The sequence below is a fragment of the Jeotgalibacillus salarius genome (assembly GCF_004405125.1).
In the GTDB taxonomy this organism is placed as follows: Bacteria; Bacillota; Bacilli; order Bacillales; family Jeotgalibacillaceae; genus Jeotgalibacillus; species Jeotgalibacillus salarius.
The window spans coordinates 255,780-275,550 of the sequence record NZ_SORX01000001.1; the positions used below are offsets into that span (position 1 = coordinate 255,780).

16 protein-coding genes are annotated in these 19,771 nt (G+C 40.1%); 4 read left to right on the plus strand and 12 right to left on the minus strand.

All coding sequences use genetic code 11. From position 1 onward, the window contains the following. Window positions 1-265: 265 nt before the first annotated feature. Together E2626_RS01190 and E2626_RS01195 are read right to left on the minus strand one after the other, a co-directional pair. Window positions 266-940 (minus strand): response regulator, encoded by a 675-nt coding sequence (locus E2626_RS01190; protein ID WP_134378795.1) that lies wholly within the window; start codon window positions 938-940, stop codon window positions 266-268. Window positions 941-960: 20 nt separating this feature from the next. Continuing rightward, complete coding sequence (locus tag E2626_RS01195) at window positions 961-2,103, minus strand: sensor histidine kinase (RefSeq protein WP_166786684.1); 1,143 nt, start codon at window positions 2,101-2,103, stop codon at window positions 961-963. A gap of 328 nt (window positions 2,104-2,431) precedes the next feature. Here E2626_RS01195 and E2626_RS01200 point away from each other — a divergent pair, with 328 nt between their 5' ends. Continuing rightward, window positions 2,432-3,070 carry a YigZ family protein gene (locus E2626_RS01200; protein WP_134378799.1) on the plus strand — a complete coding sequence of 213 codons (639 nt, stop codon included), beginning with the start codon at window positions 2,432-2,434 and terminating at the stop codon, window positions 3,068-3,070. Between the two features lie 155 nt (window positions 3,071-3,225). Then, window positions 3,226-4,305 carry an LCP family protein gene (locus E2626_RS01205; protein WP_134378801.1) on the plus strand — a complete coding sequence of 360 codons (1,080 nt, stop codon included), beginning with the start codon at window positions 3,226-3,228 and terminating at the stop codon, window positions 4,303-4,305. 73 nt (window positions 4,306-4,378) lie between these two features. Here the strand turns inward: E2626_RS01205 and E2626_RS01210 are convergent, their stop codons facing one another. Both E2626_RS01210 and E2626_RS01215 read right to left on the minus strand, forming a co-directional pair. Further along, window positions 4,379-5,071 (minus strand): DUF4956 domain-containing protein, encoded by a 693-nt coding sequence (locus E2626_RS01210; protein WP_134378803.1) that lies wholly within the window; start codon window positions 5,069-5,071, stop codon window positions 4,379-4,381. Between the two features lie 13 nt (window positions 5,072-5,084). Next, the gene (locus E2626_RS01215; RefSeq protein ID WP_134378805.1) at window positions 5,085-5,819 is read right to left on the minus strand and encodes a polyphosphate polymerase domain-containing protein; all 735 of its coding nucleotides are present in this window, start codon (window positions 5,817-5,819) and stop codon (window positions 5,085-5,087) included. A 118-nt stretch (window positions 5,820-5,937) separates the two neighbouring features. Between E2626_RS01215 and E2626_RS01220 the strand changes: the two genes are divergently transcribed. Next, window positions 5,938-8,223, plus strand: a complete 2,286-nt coding sequence (locus E2626_RS01220; protein WP_166786685.1) for a CotH kinase family protein — start codon at window positions 5,938-5,940, stop codon at window positions 8,221-8,223. Between the two features lie 46 nt (window positions 8,224-8,269). On the opposite strand, the gene E2626_RS01225 is transcribed toward E2626_RS01220, so the two are convergent. The 6 genes from E2626_RS01225 to E2626_RS01250 form a co-directional block, all read right to left on the minus strand. Then, on the minus strand, window positions 8,270-9,325 hold the full coding sequence (locus tag E2626_RS01225) for a glycosyltransferase family 4 protein (protein WP_134378809.1): 1,056 nt from the start codon (window positions 9,323-9,325) through the stop codon (window positions 8,270-8,272). 167 nt (window positions 9,326-9,492) lie between these two features. Next, on the minus strand, window positions 9,493-11,007 hold the full coding sequence (murJ, locus tag E2626_RS01230; protein WP_134378811.1) for a murein biosynthesis integral membrane protein MurJ: 1,515 nt from the start codon (window positions 11,005-11,007) through the stop codon (window positions 9,493-9,495). A gap of 18 nt (window positions 11,008-11,025) precedes the next feature. Beyond that, window positions 11,026-11,508 (minus strand): PssE/Cps14G family polysaccharide biosynthesis glycosyltransferase, encoded by a 483-nt coding sequence (pssE, locus tag E2626_RS01235; protein WP_134378813.1) that lies wholly within the window; start codon window positions 11,506-11,508, stop codon window positions 11,026-11,028. Further along, the gene (gene pssD / locus E2626_RS01240; RefSeq protein ID WP_134378815.1) at window positions 11,505-11,981 is read right to left on the minus strand and encodes a PssD/Cps14F family polysaccharide biosynthesis glycosyltransferase; all 477 of its coding nucleotides are present in this window, start codon (window positions 11,979-11,981) and stop codon (window positions 11,505-11,507) included. Before pssD ends, pssE begins: the two co-directional genes overlap by 4 nt. A gap of 4 nt (window positions 11,982-11,985) precedes the next feature. Then, on the minus strand, window positions 11,986-13,092 hold the full coding sequence (locus E2626_RS01245; protein ID WP_134378817.1) for a glycosyltransferase family 4 protein: 1,107 nt from the start codon (window positions 13,090-13,092) through the stop codon (window positions 11,986-11,988). Continuing rightward, a complete protein-coding gene (locus E2626_RS01250; protein WP_166786686.1) occupies window positions 13,085-14,230 on the minus strand; it encodes a polysaccharide pyruvyl transferase family protein in 1,146 nt (381 codons plus the stop codon). The genes E2626_RS01245 and E2626_RS01250 overlap by 8 nt, the downstream gene beginning before the upstream one ends. 111 nt (window positions 14,231-14,341) lie before the next feature. Here E2626_RS01250 and E2626_RS17090 point away from each other — a divergent pair, with 111 nt between their 5' ends. After that, window positions 14,342-14,668, plus strand: coding sequence for a hypothetical protein (locus tag E2626_RS17090; protein WP_166786687.1), 327 nt, complete (start codon window positions 14,342-14,344; stop codon window positions 14,666-14,668). A gap of 81 nt (window positions 14,669-14,749) precedes the next feature. Here the strand turns inward: E2626_RS17090 and E2626_RS01260 are convergent, their stop codons facing one another. Together E2626_RS01260 and E2626_RS01265 are read right to left on the minus strand one after the other, a co-directional pair. Continuing rightward, window positions 14,750-16,690 (minus strand): N-acetylmuramoyl-L-alanine amidase, encoded by a 1,941-nt coding sequence (locus E2626_RS01260; protein ID WP_134378823.1) that lies wholly within the window; start codon window positions 16,688-16,690, stop codon window positions 14,750-14,752. Between the two features lie 229 nt (window positions 16,691-16,919). Continuing rightward, window positions 16,920-19,667, minus strand: a complete 2,748-nt coding sequence (locus tag E2626_RS01265) for an S-layer homology domain-containing protein (RefSeq protein ID WP_134378825.1) — start codon at window positions 19,665-19,667, stop codon at window positions 16,920-16,922. Window positions 19,668-19,771: the final 104 nt, after the last annotated feature.

The window sequence follows — 19,771 nt, forward strand, 5'->3', positions numbered from 1 at the left end:
TTGGGTAATTAGCTTTTGTTTCCTAAAATCATCAAGCGAGTGTGTACTTACTTTCACGATAGCGGATTGTGCATCCGTTCGGCGAAGTTGCGCACTCGCGAGCTGATCTTGTGCACTCAACCCGGGTGTGTCGTACACTCAACGGCCAAACTCGTGCACTCAGCTACAGAAACCGTGCATCCGGTGCATCCGGCCACGGCACACCACATCACCCAAACCCCAAAATAAAAAGCCCCGCCTCAAAGACGGAGCTCAATCGATCATATTATCGTACTTCAACCCAGCCATTCTTAATCGCTGTTACAACGGCCTGAGTACGGTCATTTACATTCATTTTCTGAAGGATATTACTTACGTGATTCTTAACTGTTTTTTCTGAGATGTAGAGTCCTTCACCGATTCCACGGTTACTCTTACCATCTGCAAGCATCTGAAGTACTTCACACTCACGCTTTGTCAGCAGGTGAAGCGGACGGCGAACTTCCATCTGCTGGAAATTCCCTGTGAATTCAGCTTCTGCAAGACGGCGGAATTCATTTACAAGGTTAACTGTAACTTTAGGATGCAGATATGAACCGCCATCAGCAACAATTTTGATTGCTTCGATCAGCGCTTCTGAATCCATTTCTTTCAGCATGTAGCCGAGTGCACCTGATTTGAGTGCACGTGAAACATAGTTTTCGTCGTCGTGTATAGATAAAACGATGACTTTTGCATCCGGATTTTTTTTCACGAGCTGGCTCGTTGCTTCAACACCGTTCACATTTGGCATATTGATATCCATCAATACGACGTCTGGATGGTGTGATTCATATAGTTCAATTGCCTGAGAACCGTCATCGCCTTCTCCTACAATTTCAAACGTTTCCTCGAAATCAAGAATGCGTTTAACGCCTTCTCGGAATAACTGGTGATCATCAATAATTAAAATCTTTGTCATGTTTGGTTCCCCCTCAATCTTCAACTTGTAATTGGTACATTAATACTGATTGTCGTACCTTGTCCCGGTTTGGAATGAACATGCATCGTCCCCGATATTAGTTCAATTCGCTCTTTCATACCCATCATGCCATATGATCCTTGCTTTTTTTCTGAAGGGTCGAAGCCTTTTCCGTCATCTTTGATGATTGCGTTTATGCAATCCGGACGAATTTCCACTTTTACAGTGACTTCATTAGCCTGTGCATGCTTCACTGCATTTTGCACGGCCTCCTGAATGAGTCTGAAAAGTGAGACTTCATATTTTGTATCTAATCTAGATTCTTCCCCAATTTGCTTAAATGATAACTTAGTACCATTACTATACTCTTCGATCGTACTTAAGTATTTTCTGAGGGTCGGAACCAGACCAAGGTCATCGAGCGCCATCGGTCGAAGGTCATAGATGATTCTGCGGACCTCCGACAACGCTGAGCGGACCATCTTTTTATAGCTTTTAATTTCATTAATGGCTTCTTCTGTGCCTTTATCTCTGAATACACGCTCAATTAAATCTGATCTCATCAGTACATTTGCCATCATTTGAGCCGGACCATCGTGTATTTCCCGGGAAAGTCTTTTTCGTTCTTCTTCCTGGGCTTCAATAATCTGCATGCCAAACTGCTGTTTTTGCGCTGCATCTTCTAGAGCAGCACCAACTTTTCTCAAGTCACTGTTTAAATAACTGAGTACAACTGTAATTTGAGTGACCAGATTTTCAGCACGTTCAATTGTTTCAACCATATTTTGCAGGCGTCGTTCAAGATCATCTCTTCTCTCACGAAGCTGTTTTTCTTCCTGCCTGTTTACCGAGAGTTTCATTTGAAGGTCGTGCGCTGTCTCATAAGCCTGACGGACCTGCTCTTCAGAAAAATCTTTGAAATGATGGCTGACTTCTGCAAGGCGTTTCCTGGCAAAGCGCGAACGCCTCTCGAGGTCGTCACCTGTATAGATCACACTTGCAATCTTTTCACGAATTAAGCCCAATTCCGATACGAGCTGTTCGTATTCATTGCGTGTCTGTTCACCTATTTCAAAAATTTCTGATTTACTCTGATCCACAGTCTCTATCATTTTACCCAGTATTGAATCAAGTACTTGGGTATCTATACCGTTTGCGGACACGTGCAGACTCCTTTCTCTCGTATACATGTCTTCACAAAAAATTATACTGTTAAACCAGTAAAATTGAAAGTATTGTGTTAAATAAACTTTAACACCGCAACATGTCGAAATTACTCAAAAAAGAAGCTATTTTAGTATATTTATTCAGGCCCTGTTTCATCAATGGGACCTTATCTATTATAACATCATCACTTTGTCGCGATATTAAAGTTGCATTACAAATGACGCATACGACATTGCACCTTTGTTTCATCTCTGCAAAAAATGACGCAACCCGCAGTTTCTTGTTATAATTGTGTAACAAACCACCGTAAGTTAGGAGCAAAATATGTTAAAAAAATATTTAACAGTCGCTGGAGAAGGTGAAAGCGAGATCAATATTCAAAAGTCCCGCTTCATTACTTACACGAAAAGAACTGAAACCGAAGAAGATGCTCAGGCATTTATCCAGTCAATTAAAAAAAAGCACCCTTCCGCCAATCACAACTGTTCAGCCTATATGATCGGTGAACATGACCTGATTCAAAAGGCAAATGACGACGGTGAGCCAACAGGTACAGCAGGGGTTCCAATGCTTGAAGTATTAAAGAAGCAGGGATTAAAAGATACGACAGTCGTCGTGACACGCTACTTCGGCGGTATCAAGCTCGGTGGAGGCGGCCTCATCCGCGCCTATGGCAAAGCCGTTACTGAAGGCTTGAAGGCAGCCGGAATCGTTGAACGCTCTCTCAATAAAGTAATGATTTCAAAAATGGATTACACATGGCTTGGAAAAGTGGAGAATGAAGTTCGATCTTCACAATACCCTTTAAAAGAGATTCATTATTTAGAAGATGTATCAGTGGAAACGTATGTAGAAGAAGATGACATTGCCGTTTTTATTGCGTGGATGACCGAATTGACGAATGGCCAGGCTGAAATTCAGGAAGGCGAAATCGTATACCGTGAAAGCATTGTAAACAAATAATCGACAATTGTAATGAAAGTTTCATTTTACTGATAGCGGGAAAACAAGTAAAATAGAACTTGGCGATTCTTTTGCCGTTCTATGACAGGTTTTCCCGGTCATGAGCAGCGTCAATTATGATTTGGAAATCCCGAGTAAAGGAGCCATTAAAATATATGGACAGAAAAACGTATAAAAAGAAGGCAAAAGCAAGACGCGTGAGAAAACGCGTGCTGATGATAGGATTGCCTTTGCTTTTAATCGCAGTTTCAGGGCTGGTATATGGAGGTTATTTATATACAAAAGCTCAAAACGTAGCAGATGACTCCTTCGAAGCAGTCGAGGGGCGTGCACAATCTGACCTTCGCGATAAAGATGTGAATCCCGATGTTGATAATGTGTCAGTTTTATTTCTCGGTGTAGATGGAAGTGACGTAAGAGAAAGTGCTGAAGGATTCGAAAACGGCACAACCCGTACAGATGCGATCATCCTTGCCACCCTTAACAATGACGATAAATCAGTTAAATTAACCAGCATTCCACGAGATACACTGGCTTATATTCCCGAAGTGGATTATCAGGACAAAATTAACCATGCGCATGCATTCGGTGGACCACGGGCATCAATGGAAGCCGTTGAAGAATTGCTGGACATTCCAGTTGATTATTATGTACGAATGAATTTCTACGCATTCATGGACGTCGTAGATGCCCTTAACGGCGTTGAAGTAGATGTTCCATTCAATATGTACGAAATGGATTCAAACGATCAGAAGAACGCAATCTATCTCCCTGAAGGCCGTCAATCAGTTGACGGTGAAGAAGCACTCGCATTCGTGCGCTCACGACACATGGACAGCGATATTGCCAGAGGCGAGCGTCAGCAGGAAGTTATTGATGCCATCCTGGACAAAGCCAAGTCTGCCGGTTCAATTAATAAATATGCAGATGTCATTGATGCAGTTGGAGATAATATGAAGACAAACATGAGATTTTCCGAAATGAGATCTTTCATGTCTTACGCAATGAACTCAAACCTCTCAGTAGATATGCACACACTTGAAGGAGAAGGCGTCATGTTAGACGGAGTTTACTATTATGAAGCCTACGAAGAAGAACTTGAAGGTGTAAGTGAAGACCTGAGACAGCACCTTGGATTATCATCATTTGTTTCGAATGATGACTCCTCCAGCCTGTCAGATGAAAACAGTGATTTCAGTGAAACTGCGCAGGAAGATGAAGATACTGAGTGGTAACAAAAAAAGAGCGCTCAACTGAGTGCTCTTTTTTTGTGCTCATTGTTCTATAAAAAGACATATGTTCGGTTTATTAATACACATCAGTATTCATATAGTTAACTGAAACCTTCAAATTAGCATTCATTTTTCGAATTTCATCCATCAATTGTTTATCAGTGATCCCTTCCTTATTTCTTATCACATATTCGAGCTGAATCATTGTACCAAGGCTGGTCGTTTCAATTGAACGCAATGAGAAAAATGCAAGATGGTCCTCAAGGACATCATCAAAAATCGTTTCGTCATGAAGATTCTCCGGAACAGTAATTGATAAACGTTTGCGCGAAGTACTGCTTTTACCAAAATCGGTGTAATATAGTATAAGAATGATAACTGACAATGAAAATGTGAACAGAATCGCCAGTAAATAAAATCCAAGGCCACACGAAATACCAGCCGCCATTCCGAAGAAAATGAATGCAATATCTTTCGGATCACTCATTGCGCTTCTGAATCGTATGATTGAAAATGCACCTACTAGCCCGAACGCTACTGCCACATTATTTCCGATTACAATCATAACGACTGAAACAGTAATTCCCATGATAATAATCGTCTGTACAAAAGATTGTGAATATCTTGCACCAGTATGTGTATGCTTGTAAAGTGCTGCGATAATTAGCGTAAGAAAAAAGCTCAGAAAGATAGCAGCCGCTGATTCCAATATTGTAAGTCTTGATGTTAAATCCGCAAGCTGCCGGACATCTTGTAAAAAGGGTTCCATAATACCTCCGAAATTAATGAATCATTTTTTGTAAATGTTGTTGCGTAGTTAAATCGATACTCGTACAAAATTTAGACACACTTTGTCTTGAACATTCAAAATCACTTAATAGTCTTGAAAGCCAGAAAGGTACGCTATCAGAAACTTTCACTTCTAGTACTACCTTATCCTTGTCAATAAAATGGATCCCCTGAGGACCATTTTCGATTTTCAAATCATGATTTCTGCACATCAGATTGTAATCAAACGTGACTCTTAAGTCTTTTTGTTCGATTCCTGATAACGCCTGACGGTCATAACTGACGATTACTTCAGGCTTTAACTGGTAAATAGATTGGAAATGCAGCGCTTCTTTTAAAATCTGCGGGTTAGATGCATGTATTTGCTGAAGGTCTAGTGAAGGATTCTGAATGAGTGAGTATGCTTCATTCAGCGGAAGAATTGTTCTTCTTTTATTCACGACATTTTTAAATTTCTGTTTGATTTCGAAAAAAGACTGACTGTTTAAATCGGCATCCCCATAGACACGCAGACGAAGCTTTTGCCTGAAACGAAGCTTGTTTCGTGTCTCGTAATAAATCTTGTAATCTTCTGAGTCGAAATACAGACTGACAATATTATATTTCCCCTCATTGTTTCCATAGTCATCAAACTTCATATAAGGGAGAATCGCTTCTCTGAATCTCAAGTATTCATCAAACGATAATAAATATTTTATTTCATAACGCTTAAAAATTTCTATCGCCATATGACCACCGCTTTCGTAAAGTGAATGTAAAGATTATTGCATTCATGTTAAAATGAAAGCTAACACTAGTATACAATTCGAGTCACAGACTTTCAATCTTTGCTTTAAGGAGAAAATAATGACATTACTTAGGATCACTTTATTATTAATACCACTTACTGTAATCTGGGCATTCATATATTATGTAGCTGATAAACCACTTGAATTAGACCCTCTTTTTACAGAAGCTCTTCAGACTGAAGCCGGAATGCCTCCTGGGCCAATTGATCGCAATATGGTGAAAGATTTAACTGAATTAGATTTGTCAGGTTATCAATTAACAGATGTGGAAGGTATCGAGTATTTTGCTTCTTTAGAGCATTTGAACCTTAGCCAAAATCTTTTAAGTGAAATACCAGGTCTCGAAAATTTAGATAAGCTTCAAACACTGAATGTAAGTTTTAATCAGTTAAATGCTTTAAACGTTTCAAGTCCTTTTTTAATTGAACTTGATGTTGAAGCAAATGATTTGAGCAACCTTTCATTTCTGCAGGGGCTTGATTCACTTCAACGACTCACTATTAGAGACAATGATATACAAGATGTATCTCCACTCGAAAATGTCCCACTGTTAACGTATTTGAATGCGCGTGGTAACCAGATTTTTGATGTAAAACCTTTGTCTGGTTTAACATCATTGCAAAACCTGAATTTGAGAAATAATCAAGTAAAAGATGTTTCACCACTTACTGATCTTCCGCTGGGAGAAAGATTATATCTCGATGGTAATGGCATCAAAGATTTCTCATTTTTGGAAGAGACAATCGCTACTACGGTAGACTACGATTTTTCAACAGCACTCTCTCCCCCTGTTATCTCTGAACCATCCGGAACGCTCACAAGTGGGAGTTCAGTAACACTGGATTCTGAAGCTGATGTCTACTATACGTTAAATGGTGAAACGCCATCTCCTTCATCAGCTAAATATACTGGACCTATCCTAATTAACAATGAGATTTTAAACAATACTGTACTTGCAAACAACAGAGTATCGGTTTTCCAGGATCCTTTTACCTTTCAAAATGAAGTGGTTCAGGATGCTGTTGTGTTAAGAGCAGCTACTTATGAAAATGGAACGATGAGTGAAACAATCACAAGAACTTATTTTTTGATAGACCGTTCTTTTGGTAATGGCACATTGCCTGTAGTCTCCCTATCTTTGGATGAAGCATCATTATTTAATGAACAAACTGGCATTTATGTTCCGGGGGACTACTACAACAGTACCCAGGACGATCAGGAAGGGAATTATCGTATGTCGGGTTCTGAATGGGAACGTGAAGCAACGATGGAATATTTCACTGAGGATGGTCAATTCGCATTCGTGCAGGATATCGGGATCAGAATACATGGCGGATTCAGTCGTGCACTTCCTCAAAAAAGCCTTCGTCTATATTCTAAGAGTGAATATGGTCAAAGTCGTTTCTATTATCCATTTTTTCAAGACTCAGAGCAGACAGAGTTCAATCGCCTGGTGCTAAGGAATTCCGGCAATGATTGGAGAAGAAGTATGCTCCGGGATGCTATGATGCATAGACTCGTAAAGGACGGTGCGGTGGACATGCAACACGCCCAACCTGTTACCGTCTATATAAATGGGGAATATTGGGGTATTCACAATTTACGCGAAACATTTTCTACGGATTATATTGAGTTGAAATACAATATAGATCCAGCAAATATTGCACTTCTCGAAAGCGAGCAAAGTGAACAATCGGGATTTAAAGTTGAAGAAGGACTTCCGGGTGATGCGAACGACTATGTTGAAATGGTTGAATTTGCAGTTAGTGAGGATGTAGATGAGTCATTTGATGAACTCAATTCAATGATGGACATCGAGAACTTTCTCACATATATGAGTTACCAAATCTATTTTGGGAACAAAGATGCTTTGTATAACAACACTGCTATATGGAAAAAGAAAGTAACTTATAATTCAAATGCACCTGCTATGCATGATGGGCGTTGGAGATGGATGCTTTATGATGTTGATCAAGGCTTTGGTAATAACTTCAGCAATGTGGATGAAGCCATACAAAGTGATACAATTGAATATTTCCTTCGTGAACATAGCTCGACCGAACTTTTCAAGGCGATTGTAAGTAGTGACCGGGGTCAAGCCATTTTTATCAACAAAATGGAGTCAATGCTTGATAAAGAATTTCATCCTGATAACGTCCTGCAAACAATTGATCAAATGACTTCTGAAATTTCTCAGGACATGCCTCGTCATATTGAAAGGTGGCAAAACCTTGAGAACATTGATTCCTGGGATCAGGAAGTGGACTGGCTGAGACAATATGCTGAAAAACGGCCGGAAGCTGTTCGACTGTTGATAGAAAATCATTTTGTCATTCAAAACTAAAAAAGAATCGCAGAGCATATGCCCTGCGATTCTTTATTATGCTTATTTATAAACGTCCTCGTGCATTTCGAACACGCATGAGTTTCATCAATGGCTGATAATCTTTGCCCACAAGACCAATACTTTCAGCAAATAATTCGATGGCAATCAACATAATTCCAATGACCAGTACAGCACCCCATACAGTCGACATGGAGAAGATTAGAGCTGACATACCAAATGTTGCTGCAATCGCATATATGATCAGTACAGTCTGTTTATGCGAATAGCCCAGTGCAAGTAATCTGTGATGCAAATGACTCTTGTCTGGGGCTGACAGTGGTTGTTTGTTCACTAAACGTCGGATGATTGCAAAGAACGTATCTGAAATCGGTACACCTAATACAATAATTGGAATGATCAATGAAATCATTGTTACGTTTTTAAAACCAAGTAGTGCGATAACTGAAATCGCAAATCCGAGAAATAATGCACCAGTATCACCCATGAAGATTTTCGCCGGATGAAAGTTGTAAACCAGAAATCCGAGTACACTTGCAAATAATAGCATGCCCATTGCCATAACAAAGATATTTCCATCAAGTAGTGCCATCAAGCTGATCGTTCCAAGAGCGATTGTTGATACCCCTGCTGCAAGACCATCAAGTCCATCTATCAGGTTAACTGCATTTGTAATCGCTACGATCCACAGGACGGTCATAGGAATACTGAACACACCGAATTCAAGTTGTCCGCCAAAAGGCAGGTTAATGTATTCAAGCTGCACGCCGCCCAGTACCACTACAAGAGCCGCAGCAATCTGACCAAGCAATTTTACTTTTGCAGAAAGTTCACGAATATCATCCAGAACACCAACAATAATAATGATTACGCTACCGAAGAGTAAAGGTAATGCAGCGTCATTTTGAGGTTGAATCAGAACGAATCCAATTACGAAGCTCAAGAATATGGCAAGTCCACCCAAACGGGGCATAATACGCTGGTGAACTTTTCTATAGTTCGGTTTATCTGTCGCACCTATTTTAAAAGCAAGTTTTTTTACAAATGGGGTTAATATAATCGAGCTGATAAATACAATCAGCAGATTCGTTAAAAAGGTCATAAGGTTCCTCCTCGAAAACTGTTCGTTTTCATAACTGGAAAATGATTGATTCCACTTTCCTAGCAGATTATAGCATAGTTTGTCATTAAAAGAGAGTGGTTTTTCATACTTTGCAACGTTCGTCCTACCCTCTTATCCATTACAGACGAAAAACTGACTGTAAAGTTTCACTTTTTCAGCATTTTATTCAACTTATCAGCCCATCTTTTTGATGGATCGGTCCACAAAACAAGTATGAGAAGAACAGCTGCCAATGCTGACATGCTGACTCCCAGCTGCAAAATTGGATTTTCAAATGGCTGTATTAATATAAAAATACCCCCTAATGCTACAGTCAAACCAAGTATTCTTATGAGGTTTTTACCAACATCAGGCTTCATCCCCATTTTAACTTTAGAAATGATCAATAGCATAATCAGTTGAGTAATGCCGCTGATCGTCATCCCCCAGGCAATTGCGGAAGCTCCACCCATAGGCAACAAAATAAAAATTACACCAATGTTTACAATAAAAACATTGAAAGCGCCAATAAAAACAGCCAGCCAATTAAAATGATGAGCATAGAAAAAGCGGGTTAAGTAAACATTAAGTGCGTGAGCCGTCATCCCAACAACAAAAACCTTTAATAAATCTGCAGTTATGATTGAAGCTTCACGACCAAAAGCACCATATTCAAATACAACTGATATTAAAGCTTCTGCATTTAGAAAAACGAAAACTGAAGATGGGATAATCAAAAGACATAAATATAATATACCTTTAGAATACATTTGCTGAAGTTCTCTCGTTTTCGTTTCAGCAGCCATTTGACTGATCAATGGAAATAAAACAGTTGTCACGGCTGTAATTAAAATGCTTTGAGGAATTTGAATTAATTTAGAAGAATAATTCAGAGCTGCAATCGTTCCCTCTCCCATTCCGGAAGCAAAAATTCTTTGCAATAAAAAGTACAGTTGTATCGTAGCACCACCGATTAATATCGGTAAAGCGCGCCACAAGTAGCGTCTAATCAGACCTTCAGATCCACCAGTGAAGATCAGTGTTTGTAAATTCAGATTTCTCTTACGTAATTCAATGAATAAATATCCGTACATAAGAATTGCTGCTGCAAGGACAGACCACGCATAAGCATCTATGCCAATCACCGGCATGAATAATACTGCTCCACCCACATATACAATATTAAAAAATAATGGCGCAAGCGCTGAAGCCTTATAATATCTGTTCGCATTTAAGTATCCCGTAAATAGCATTGATATGGTCAGGAAAAATGTCCCGAGCGACATAATTTTGAATAGATCGCCCGTTAACTGTTGAGTTTCTTCGATCATTCCACTGAAAAACAGTCTGATGAAAAAATCCGGCAACAGAAAAAATAGCAGCGATAACAATGCCGCTGCCAATCCTGTATATGTAAGGATGATCGATGCAGCTTTTCTCTTTTGATGAGCAGGTTCATTAGTATAAACGCTGATAAAGGCGGTGGTTAACGCACCGCCTGCTGCAAGATAAATAAAGTTAGGGATTGTATATGCAGCGATAATTGCATCTGCCGCGGCGCTTGTACCGTAATGAACACCAATTGCTACTTCTCTGAGAAAACCAATCAGCCTTGCAATCAGGTTGATCAATGCCACACTTCCAATAATCGCAGCAATTTGGCGAGGTGTAATTGATTTCATTTTATTCACCCATTCAATTTAGGCATGATCGTCTATAAATTCTTCTAAAATCGATAATATTTTCACTCTTCCACTTTCAAAAGGCTTTGGTTCAAATGTTCTTACCTGCTGTAAGACTTCATTAAATTCCTGCGCTTCATTCCATTGAAGAATGTGACCCGACTCGAAAAATTGTCCAACGATTTCCAGCTGGTGATCGTCATTATGCTCACCATATTTTTTCAAACGGGGCACTGCTATCATTTTTTTACCGATTTTGATACCTGTTGTGATAGAGCCTGTCCCACCATGAGTAATGATAAGGTTCGCTTTATCATACATCTCTTCCATTTCTTTATAAGACATGAAAGGAATCATTTTCATGTTTTTTGTTTTAAATGACGTATGTCCACTTTGAACGATGACTTCTTCCTCTATTTGACCAGATTTTATTTGAAGTTCAATCTGTTCAAGCAGACGCTTAAAGGGCAACTCATGGGTGCCCAGCACGATAAAAATCAATAGATCGAACCCCCATGCACCGCTTTTGGATAATGCTCCTTCATCGTTTCCCACTGCACGATAAATAAATCGGCAATAGGATAAACCATTCTTCCCGAGAGCGTAGGTGTTGTAGTTTTAGCAAAGCTTTCAATAAAAACAACTTTTTTACCAAACATCTTAGCTATGTAACACATAGGCACTGCAGTATGCGCACCGGTTGTCACAATCACATCAGGCTTTATTTTGAAGAAATAAATAAAAGACATGATGATATTAAAGGAGAATTTAAATAAATATTTGATCGGATAATTTCTGGCTCCATAAACCAGAAACGACATATGATATTGTGATTTAAGTTCTTCAGTTATTACTGATTTCTCAGTGATAATGTGATAATCATATTTTTCAAATAATGGTTTCAGCTGCAACAGCTGTGTCAGGTGTCCACCCACTGAAGAAATGAAGAGCACCTTTTTATTCCGTGACGCCATTGTGTTACCCTCCATTAGGAAAATAAAGCTGCTTCAGCTTTTGAATGACTCTTTTCTGGTCATTTTCAGCTGCTCTGTTGAATCCATTTTCCCGCAGCTTTTCCCTGTACGAAGGATCTGACAGTACAGTCCGAATACCCTCTGCTAACGAGGCAGCATTTTTCGGCTCGACTAAATGTCCTGACTGCTGATCCAATAAGTAAGGCAAACCGCCAGTGCGGCTTGCAATCACAGGTGTGCCGCACGACATCGCTTCAAGTGCTACAAGGCCAAACCCTTCGATATGCGAAGGCAGCACAAACACATCCGAAGCTGACATCCATTCAGCCAGTTCCTTTTGATTTTTCGTTCCTACATATCTTACCACATCATCAAGTTTTCGTTTACTAATCTCTTCCTGAAGAAGGGTGAAAAATGCAGGATTTTTATTTGCACCAATTAAATATAAGGTCGACTGATCAAACGAACCGCTTTTCTTTAGATGATCAATGGCTTCAATCAGATCCATTACCCCTTTTTGTTCAATGATATTGCCGACAAAAAGGAGTGCTCGCTCATCATAAGGAATCTGAAGGTTTTCACGTGCTTTTATACGGTCATGAGGTTTAAATACTGAACTGTCCACCCCCATGTTTAATAGCTCCATCCTATTTTCTGATGCTTCAAATTCATTTACAATTGTATCGTACAACTTATTTCCAACCGCAATCGTATAGTCGCTGTTTTTAATAATATTCTTAGTCATGCGGTGGGTAACCGGCGAAATCCGTGCCATCTTATCAATATCGCCACCATGGGCTGTTACAATCATTTTAGTTTTAAAAAGTTTTTTATGCAGTATGCCAAATAATCCACTTGGAAAAACATAATGGACATGTACAACATCTGTCTTCTTTCCTTTTGCCACTAAATAAAACAGATTCTTACATGCCCAAATTCCGTACTTCTTCAAAGCATTAGCTTTACCACCGCGCGGATCTTTGATCGCAAGTACATCAACCTGATAACCTTCTGCCTTCAATGCTTCCACCTGATTTTTAACAAAAATCCCGAAAGTAGGATGCTCTTCAGAAGGATACATATTCGTGATGACTGTAATTGTTTTAGTCATTCAACTTCCCTCCGAACTGCTGCTTCAGCATTTTTGGAAATTCAGCTGCTTTTGAATAAAATAAATGTGCAGTCTGTTCTATCTCCTGCTGATGTTTGAGCCAGTCTTTTTCCATTAATTCTACTTTTTCTAAAAGAGTATTTTCAGACAAACTTTCAATATCCACATAATAATCCTGCTGTCCAATCAGTTTTGCAAATGAGCCGACCTTCTTATGATAACCGACTCCAATAATAGGCGTTCCGGTTCTTACCGCTAAAATAAGAGAGTGAAGCCTTGTACCAATGATCAAATCCTGTTCAATTGACAGCTTCATTAAATCATCAGGCTTCATATTTTTCTCAATTAAATTTGATGTGTTAATCATGTTAGATTGAATGTCCTTCACTACTTGTAAATCCTGGGGATACTTTGTAGCATAAAATGTCACTTCAACATTTTTCTCTTTCATAAGCAGATCTAATGACTTTGCAAAAGAACTAATATATGCAGAGTACTTTTCTTCATCATGAACGGGCCAGTACTGTTTACTGTAATATGGAACTGCTGTAACAGCTATTTTCTTTATTCGCTCGGAATGATCACGCATTTTTGCAGGTTCAAGTCCAAAGGCAGGATCTGCGGTAATGTCAATTGATTTTTCAACACCAATTCTGCGGAGCAACTTTTTTGAATCTTCATCTCGGACAGTTATGACTGAAGCAGCTTTTGTTATCTGCCTGATCAGAAGAGTGCCGGGCGAAGTTGTAATAGGTCCCGCTCCTACACCCCATACAACAACCTCACAACCCATCTTTTTTGCGATCATCGCGATACTCGCATATGCTGGGGCATCTCTTTTGTAAAGGTCCATTAACAGGCCACCGCCGCCAATAATTAAAAGATCAACGTCTTTCAATACTTTTCTGTGTGAAAGTAAAGTAGTAGCCGAGGCGATTAATTTATTAGACTTCCTCACTAACAACGGGGCAGATTTCACTTTATGTTCTTCAATCGTTTTATGTGGATAGTTACTAAATACAGTGATGTCTTTCCGGCATATATCGGCATACTTCTCAAGACTCTGAAGCATACCGGCTAATATTGCCTCATCTCCGTTATTATCATGTCCATAATTTCCTGCAATTGCGACTCTCATTATGTAATCACCCGGTCCCTCTGTTTTGTGCAATATGTCTATTATAGCAATTTATGAAATAAGACAAAACATAAAAAAGAACCAGTTTGTAATACTTGATGACGTATTGGAGTGGAAATCGACGTGTTTAGTGCGGGCATCGACAGGGTTCCGCGTGTGATCGACATACTTCCCTCGGGCATCGACCAGCTTCCGCGCACGACCGACGTACTTTCCTCGGGCATCGACCAGCTTCCGCACACGACCGACGTACTTTCATCGACCATCAACCCGCTTCCGCACACGACCGACATACTTCCCTCGGGCATCGAGCAGCTTCCGCGCGCGGTCGACAAACTTTCCTCGGGCATCGACCAGCTTCCGCGCACGACCGACGTACTTTCATCGCCCATCAACCAGCTTCCGCACACGATCGACAAACTTTCCTCGGCCACCTAGCAACTTCCGTGCGCGATCGACAGCTATACCTAATCAGCACACCAAAAAGCCCGGTGAATGATCACCGGACTCCATGTTAGCTTATTTAATACTGTAGTAATCTACAATACCCTGATATACTGCTTGTGCATAAATCTCCATATACTTAGAGCTTGTAAGTTTTGCCAAGTCATTTGGATTTGTCATAAACCCTAGCTCTACTAAAATTGCAGGGATATTCTGGTTGCGAAGCACATAAAATGCTTCAGTCTTCACGCCGCGGTTATACATGCCCGCACGTGAAACAATTTCTTTTTGTACTTCATTTGCTAAATGGTAACTTTCTGTCGTGTTGTCGTTATATTGCACATCATAGAAAGTCTCAGCACCTGTTACCGAGCTTGATCCGATTGCATTAGCATGTATGCTGACGAAAATTTCACCATAATTTTTATAAGCAAAGTCGACTCTTCCCTGTAAAGAAGGGAATGTGTCACCAGTACGTGTCATTTTTACATTAGCACCTACAGATTTTAACTTAGCTTCAACACGTCGTGCGACTTCAAGATTTATTGCTTTTTCAGTATAACCGCTGACCGAAGCGCCAGGATCTGTAGCACCATGACCTGCGTCAATAACAATCACACGGTCTTTAAGGATGTGACCGGATGTGTTGATTAGCTTTAAATAAGTTTTATTAATATATCCGATCGTGCCATTTGAAGTTTTTACTTTTGCCCAATAACCATCGAGCCCTTCCACTTCAACCCGATCACCCTGCTTTAATGTAGTTACTACCGGGTATGAAGTTCCTACACCAGCTCTAACATTTAATGAAGGAACTGTTGCTTTTGCGACAAGCGAACTTGTTGGTTCAGGTGTTGGCACGTCGACTGTGATATAACCTTTGTGAACAAATGCAGGGAGACCTTCATGGTCTATGCGCACCCAGTCGCCAGTTCCGCCGAATAGGGTAATTGTTGTTCCATTCTTAACTTTTCCAACAACTGTCGCCGAAGAAGACGGGCCGGAACGTACATTCAATTCATATGCGCCAGTAACTTTTGCCGTAGCAGTTGGCACACCAAGCGGATCACCTAATGTATCAAGAAACGTAACATAATACTGATGAAGGTATGCCTGTTTACCATTAAAATCAACCTTCACCCAGTCGCCGCTCACGTTATAAACATTCAAACGGTCTCCCTCATCTACTACACCAATTACACCATGAGAGGTTCCAGGACCCGATCGTACATTTAAGTCATCCTCTTTTACAACTAGTTTTGCAATGACCGGATCCGTTGGTGACGGTTCCGGTTCTGGCTGTGGCTCAGGAGCAGGATCCGGTTTTGGATCCGGTTTTGGATCTGGTTCTGGGGCCGGTTCCGGCGTGCTAACTGCGAGCTTGAATTCATCATTAAGAGCTCGACTCATAAATGCTGCAAACTGTGCACGATCCACATCTGACAATGGTTTGAATAAGTTGTTACTGCCGTTTGAAATTCCATTATAGTACAAAGCATTTATATAACCGATTGCCCATTCACTTTGAGAAGCGTCAGTGAAAACCACTGGCTCTTGAGCAGCTGAGGCATCATCAAGACTAAATGCTTCAGAAATAATTTTACTCATTTGGGCTCTAGATAGATTTGCATTAGGATTGAAGTTTTCGTTATCTTCAGAAAAAATCCCTAATTTTACAGCTCTTTCAACCCATCCTGATGCCCAGTGATCTGTCGGTACATCTGTGAAAGTACCTGATGACACATTCAATTCGACACTACCACTTGCAACTACAAGCATTTTTGCTGCCTGTGCTCGTGTTACTTTATTATTCCACTTATACAGCGTAGTGCCATTTTCTTCATAACCTGAAATGACCCCTAAACTATGTAAATATTCTATTTCACTTTTTGCCCAAAAATCCGAATCTACGTCGTTGAATACATTAGAGGCTTTCGAAACATTTCCTACTGACAAAGAACTAAGCACTAAGATGATAGCTGGAATTAAAATCAAAAACCTGCATAAATTTTTCAAACTATTTTCTCCTTTCGGCTTTTAGTCATCGACTATGGTCATTCTAGCAAACTATTTTCTCATTGGCTACGTTACATTTATAGTCTTTTCAAACCTTTTTATCGTATTACTGGTTTTATATCGTTAAATAAGGGTATATAGTTAAGCTCTTTTAGAAAAACAGTGCTTTTTAACCACTTGATAAATTTGTAAAACTGTCCCGCTTTTATATAACCGGGACAGCTTAATTTTACTCCTGAGTCAAAATACGATACATGAAAGTGCTGAATTGACTGCGATTTACAAATTCATTTGGCCTGAAATTATTTCCTTCATAAGGCACCGTAATACCGGCGTCCGCAAGTGCATGAATTTCTTTATGTGCCCAGAACGATTCTGGTGCATCGTTGATTGAAGGCTGATACATGCCATCAAAACCATAAGCTCTCGTTAAAATTACCGCCATTTGGGCTCTTGTTAATGAAGCCTGTGCATCAAAAGTTCCGTCTGCTTTACCGCTTATAATTCCAGCATTCGCTGCCGCGGCAATTTCTTTGTAATACAAATGACTCTCGTTCACATCTTTAAATTGCGGATTTTCTACACTCTCAGTAGATAATTCCATCATTCTTGTTAACAAGACTGCTGCATGTGCCCGACTCAATGTAGTAACAGGTTTAAAAGTACCATCCTGGTAACCTGTTATGAGCGCACTGTCTGTTAGATAACCGATCTGCTCACGTGCCCAGTAGTCATTCGGAATATCTCTGTAAAGGGGTTCCTTATATTTTTCTCCATACTCTGCTTTTAAATCATCAAAGTATAATTCACCTGCCCCCTGTTTAGAAGCGTTCGGTTCTGTGATATAAAGCTGATTAACTTTTATTGGTGAAACTGCTGAAGCTGGAACAGATGCTCGAACATACTTCCACCCTGTCCAATCTAATCCACCATCTTCTGTGAAATTGATTGTATGTGATTGACCGGCGGCATCTATTAATTTACCTCTTAACCAATGTTGATTTCCGTCTCCAAATACCCACATCCCAATATAAGTTGGTGCACCGTTGATCGTAGTGGAAGAAGAGTTTGCATAAGATGCTGCCGTTCCTGCTTCCCCTTCAGAAAAATCGTATGTGAGCTTTAAAGCAGATTTCCCTTCACGGACAGGAACTGACACATGATTGCCTGGAAAAGTAACCGTTGTTGCAGAACGCGCACTTGACGCCTGCCATACACTTGCAGATTCAAATGAATCTATCTTTTGAACCCCTTCATAGATTTCAATGTTAATACTTCCATTAACTCCTCTAACAGATGCAGTAACTGTAGCTTTTCCGACACTGCCTGCTGTGAATGTACCATCTGCAGTAAGGGTACCGTTTCCTGAGACTGCCCAGCTAACTGATGACTGGTCCACTGCGGTTGCATTACCATCATGGTCATATCCTTTTACATTAAATGTCTGTTCTTTTCCTGGAGCCATGACTTCTGCTGTTGGAACTATGCTGATCGTTTTCAAGCTATCGGTTACTTCTACAGGAATTTGCTGTGTTACATCCCCATATTTAGCTATAACTGAACCAATGCCTTTATTTTCAGCAATAAATTTGCGGCCATCCATTCTGCCGATGTTACCTTGAACTTCATATTGAATATCTTCTTGTTTAAACGCTAAATTATGGCGATTCGCATCTGAAATATAATTGACTGACATTTCAGCACTCCCGCCTAAAGCAACTTTATTATTGCTGATTTTAGCCGAAATATATTTAGCTTCACTATAAGGCGCTCTACTAACTGCTGCTAATATAGTAGAAACAGATCTCATATTGCCTGTTGACGTACCATTGATCATAGATGGATAAGCATTTCCGTATTTTCTGGCAACCATTGTTGTTGAGCCGCCACCATCTAAGTTTAATGCCTGGTGGGCACCAATGCTGACAAGGTACTGTGAAAACTCTGGCAGCGTCATTCCTGCACTGGTGGAAGTCGCATCAACTGTAACCAGCTTAACTTTTTCTCCAGTAGAATCTGTGACAACAGCTGTTCTGGCTGTTCGTTGTTTAGCACGTGCACTACCCGTATCGATCGTCATATCCACCTTACCGTTTTGGACTAGCAGCGGACCACTCCCAATCAGGTACTCTGCATCTTTCCATTTATCCTCAACATCCATCTTTAGGGTAATTTGGTCTCCCTTCGCCAAAGAGGTATATTGTGAAACGTTTGTTCCATGAACAGAGATTACATAACCGTCAGAGGGAATTGTATTTGAATAAGTCCTTCCAGGCAAACGTACATTTTCTACTGTACCTGTAACCTCATTTCCAAGCTCCGCCCCGTTTTCCAATTTGTCAGACAAGCCTCTTACGATTATCTCGATACCATGTTCATTTGTACGAGTGTCTGAATATCTCCATGACGGCGTATAAATAATTGTTTCGTTCGCTTTTCTTGATTTATTAACCGAGGACACTTTTAAATTTTTACCTTCAAAAGAGATTGTTGAGTCATATGCAAATGTATCTATTAAAGCCTTCCCTTGTGCATCAATGCCAAAGGCTGATGGAATGCTCATATACTCGTCCATCCCGTCAGATATCACGCCGTATGTAGCTACTTTATTCTGTTCAGCAACTAAATAGGCTGGCATAGCTGTGTTGAAGTGGAAAAATGATGCATTCACAGCCCCAACCATGTGATACAGATTTTCAGTATTGCGGGTAGCTTGGTTTTGAACCGCTGACAAGGATGTAAGTGGAGAAGGAACTCCCAGATCCACGCTTATGTAAGGTGAAGCTGTATTGATATCCAGAACATTTGAAACCTGATTTCTTGCGTTCATGGAAAAGGATGATTGGGTGTGCTGGACACCAGGTGTAACTTCATATGAAGCAGCCTGAGTATCAGATACAGCAGCACCTGCTATGGCTAAGCCTGCAACAATTGCGGCTAAGGGACGAAAGACTGAATAAATTGATTTATGAACCATGTAAACCTCCAAATGTAAAATTCTTAGATGCACTACTAACCTTTTCCATTTTAGTAGATGTTTGCTGAAACAGCAATGCGATAAAAGTAATATCAAATATTACA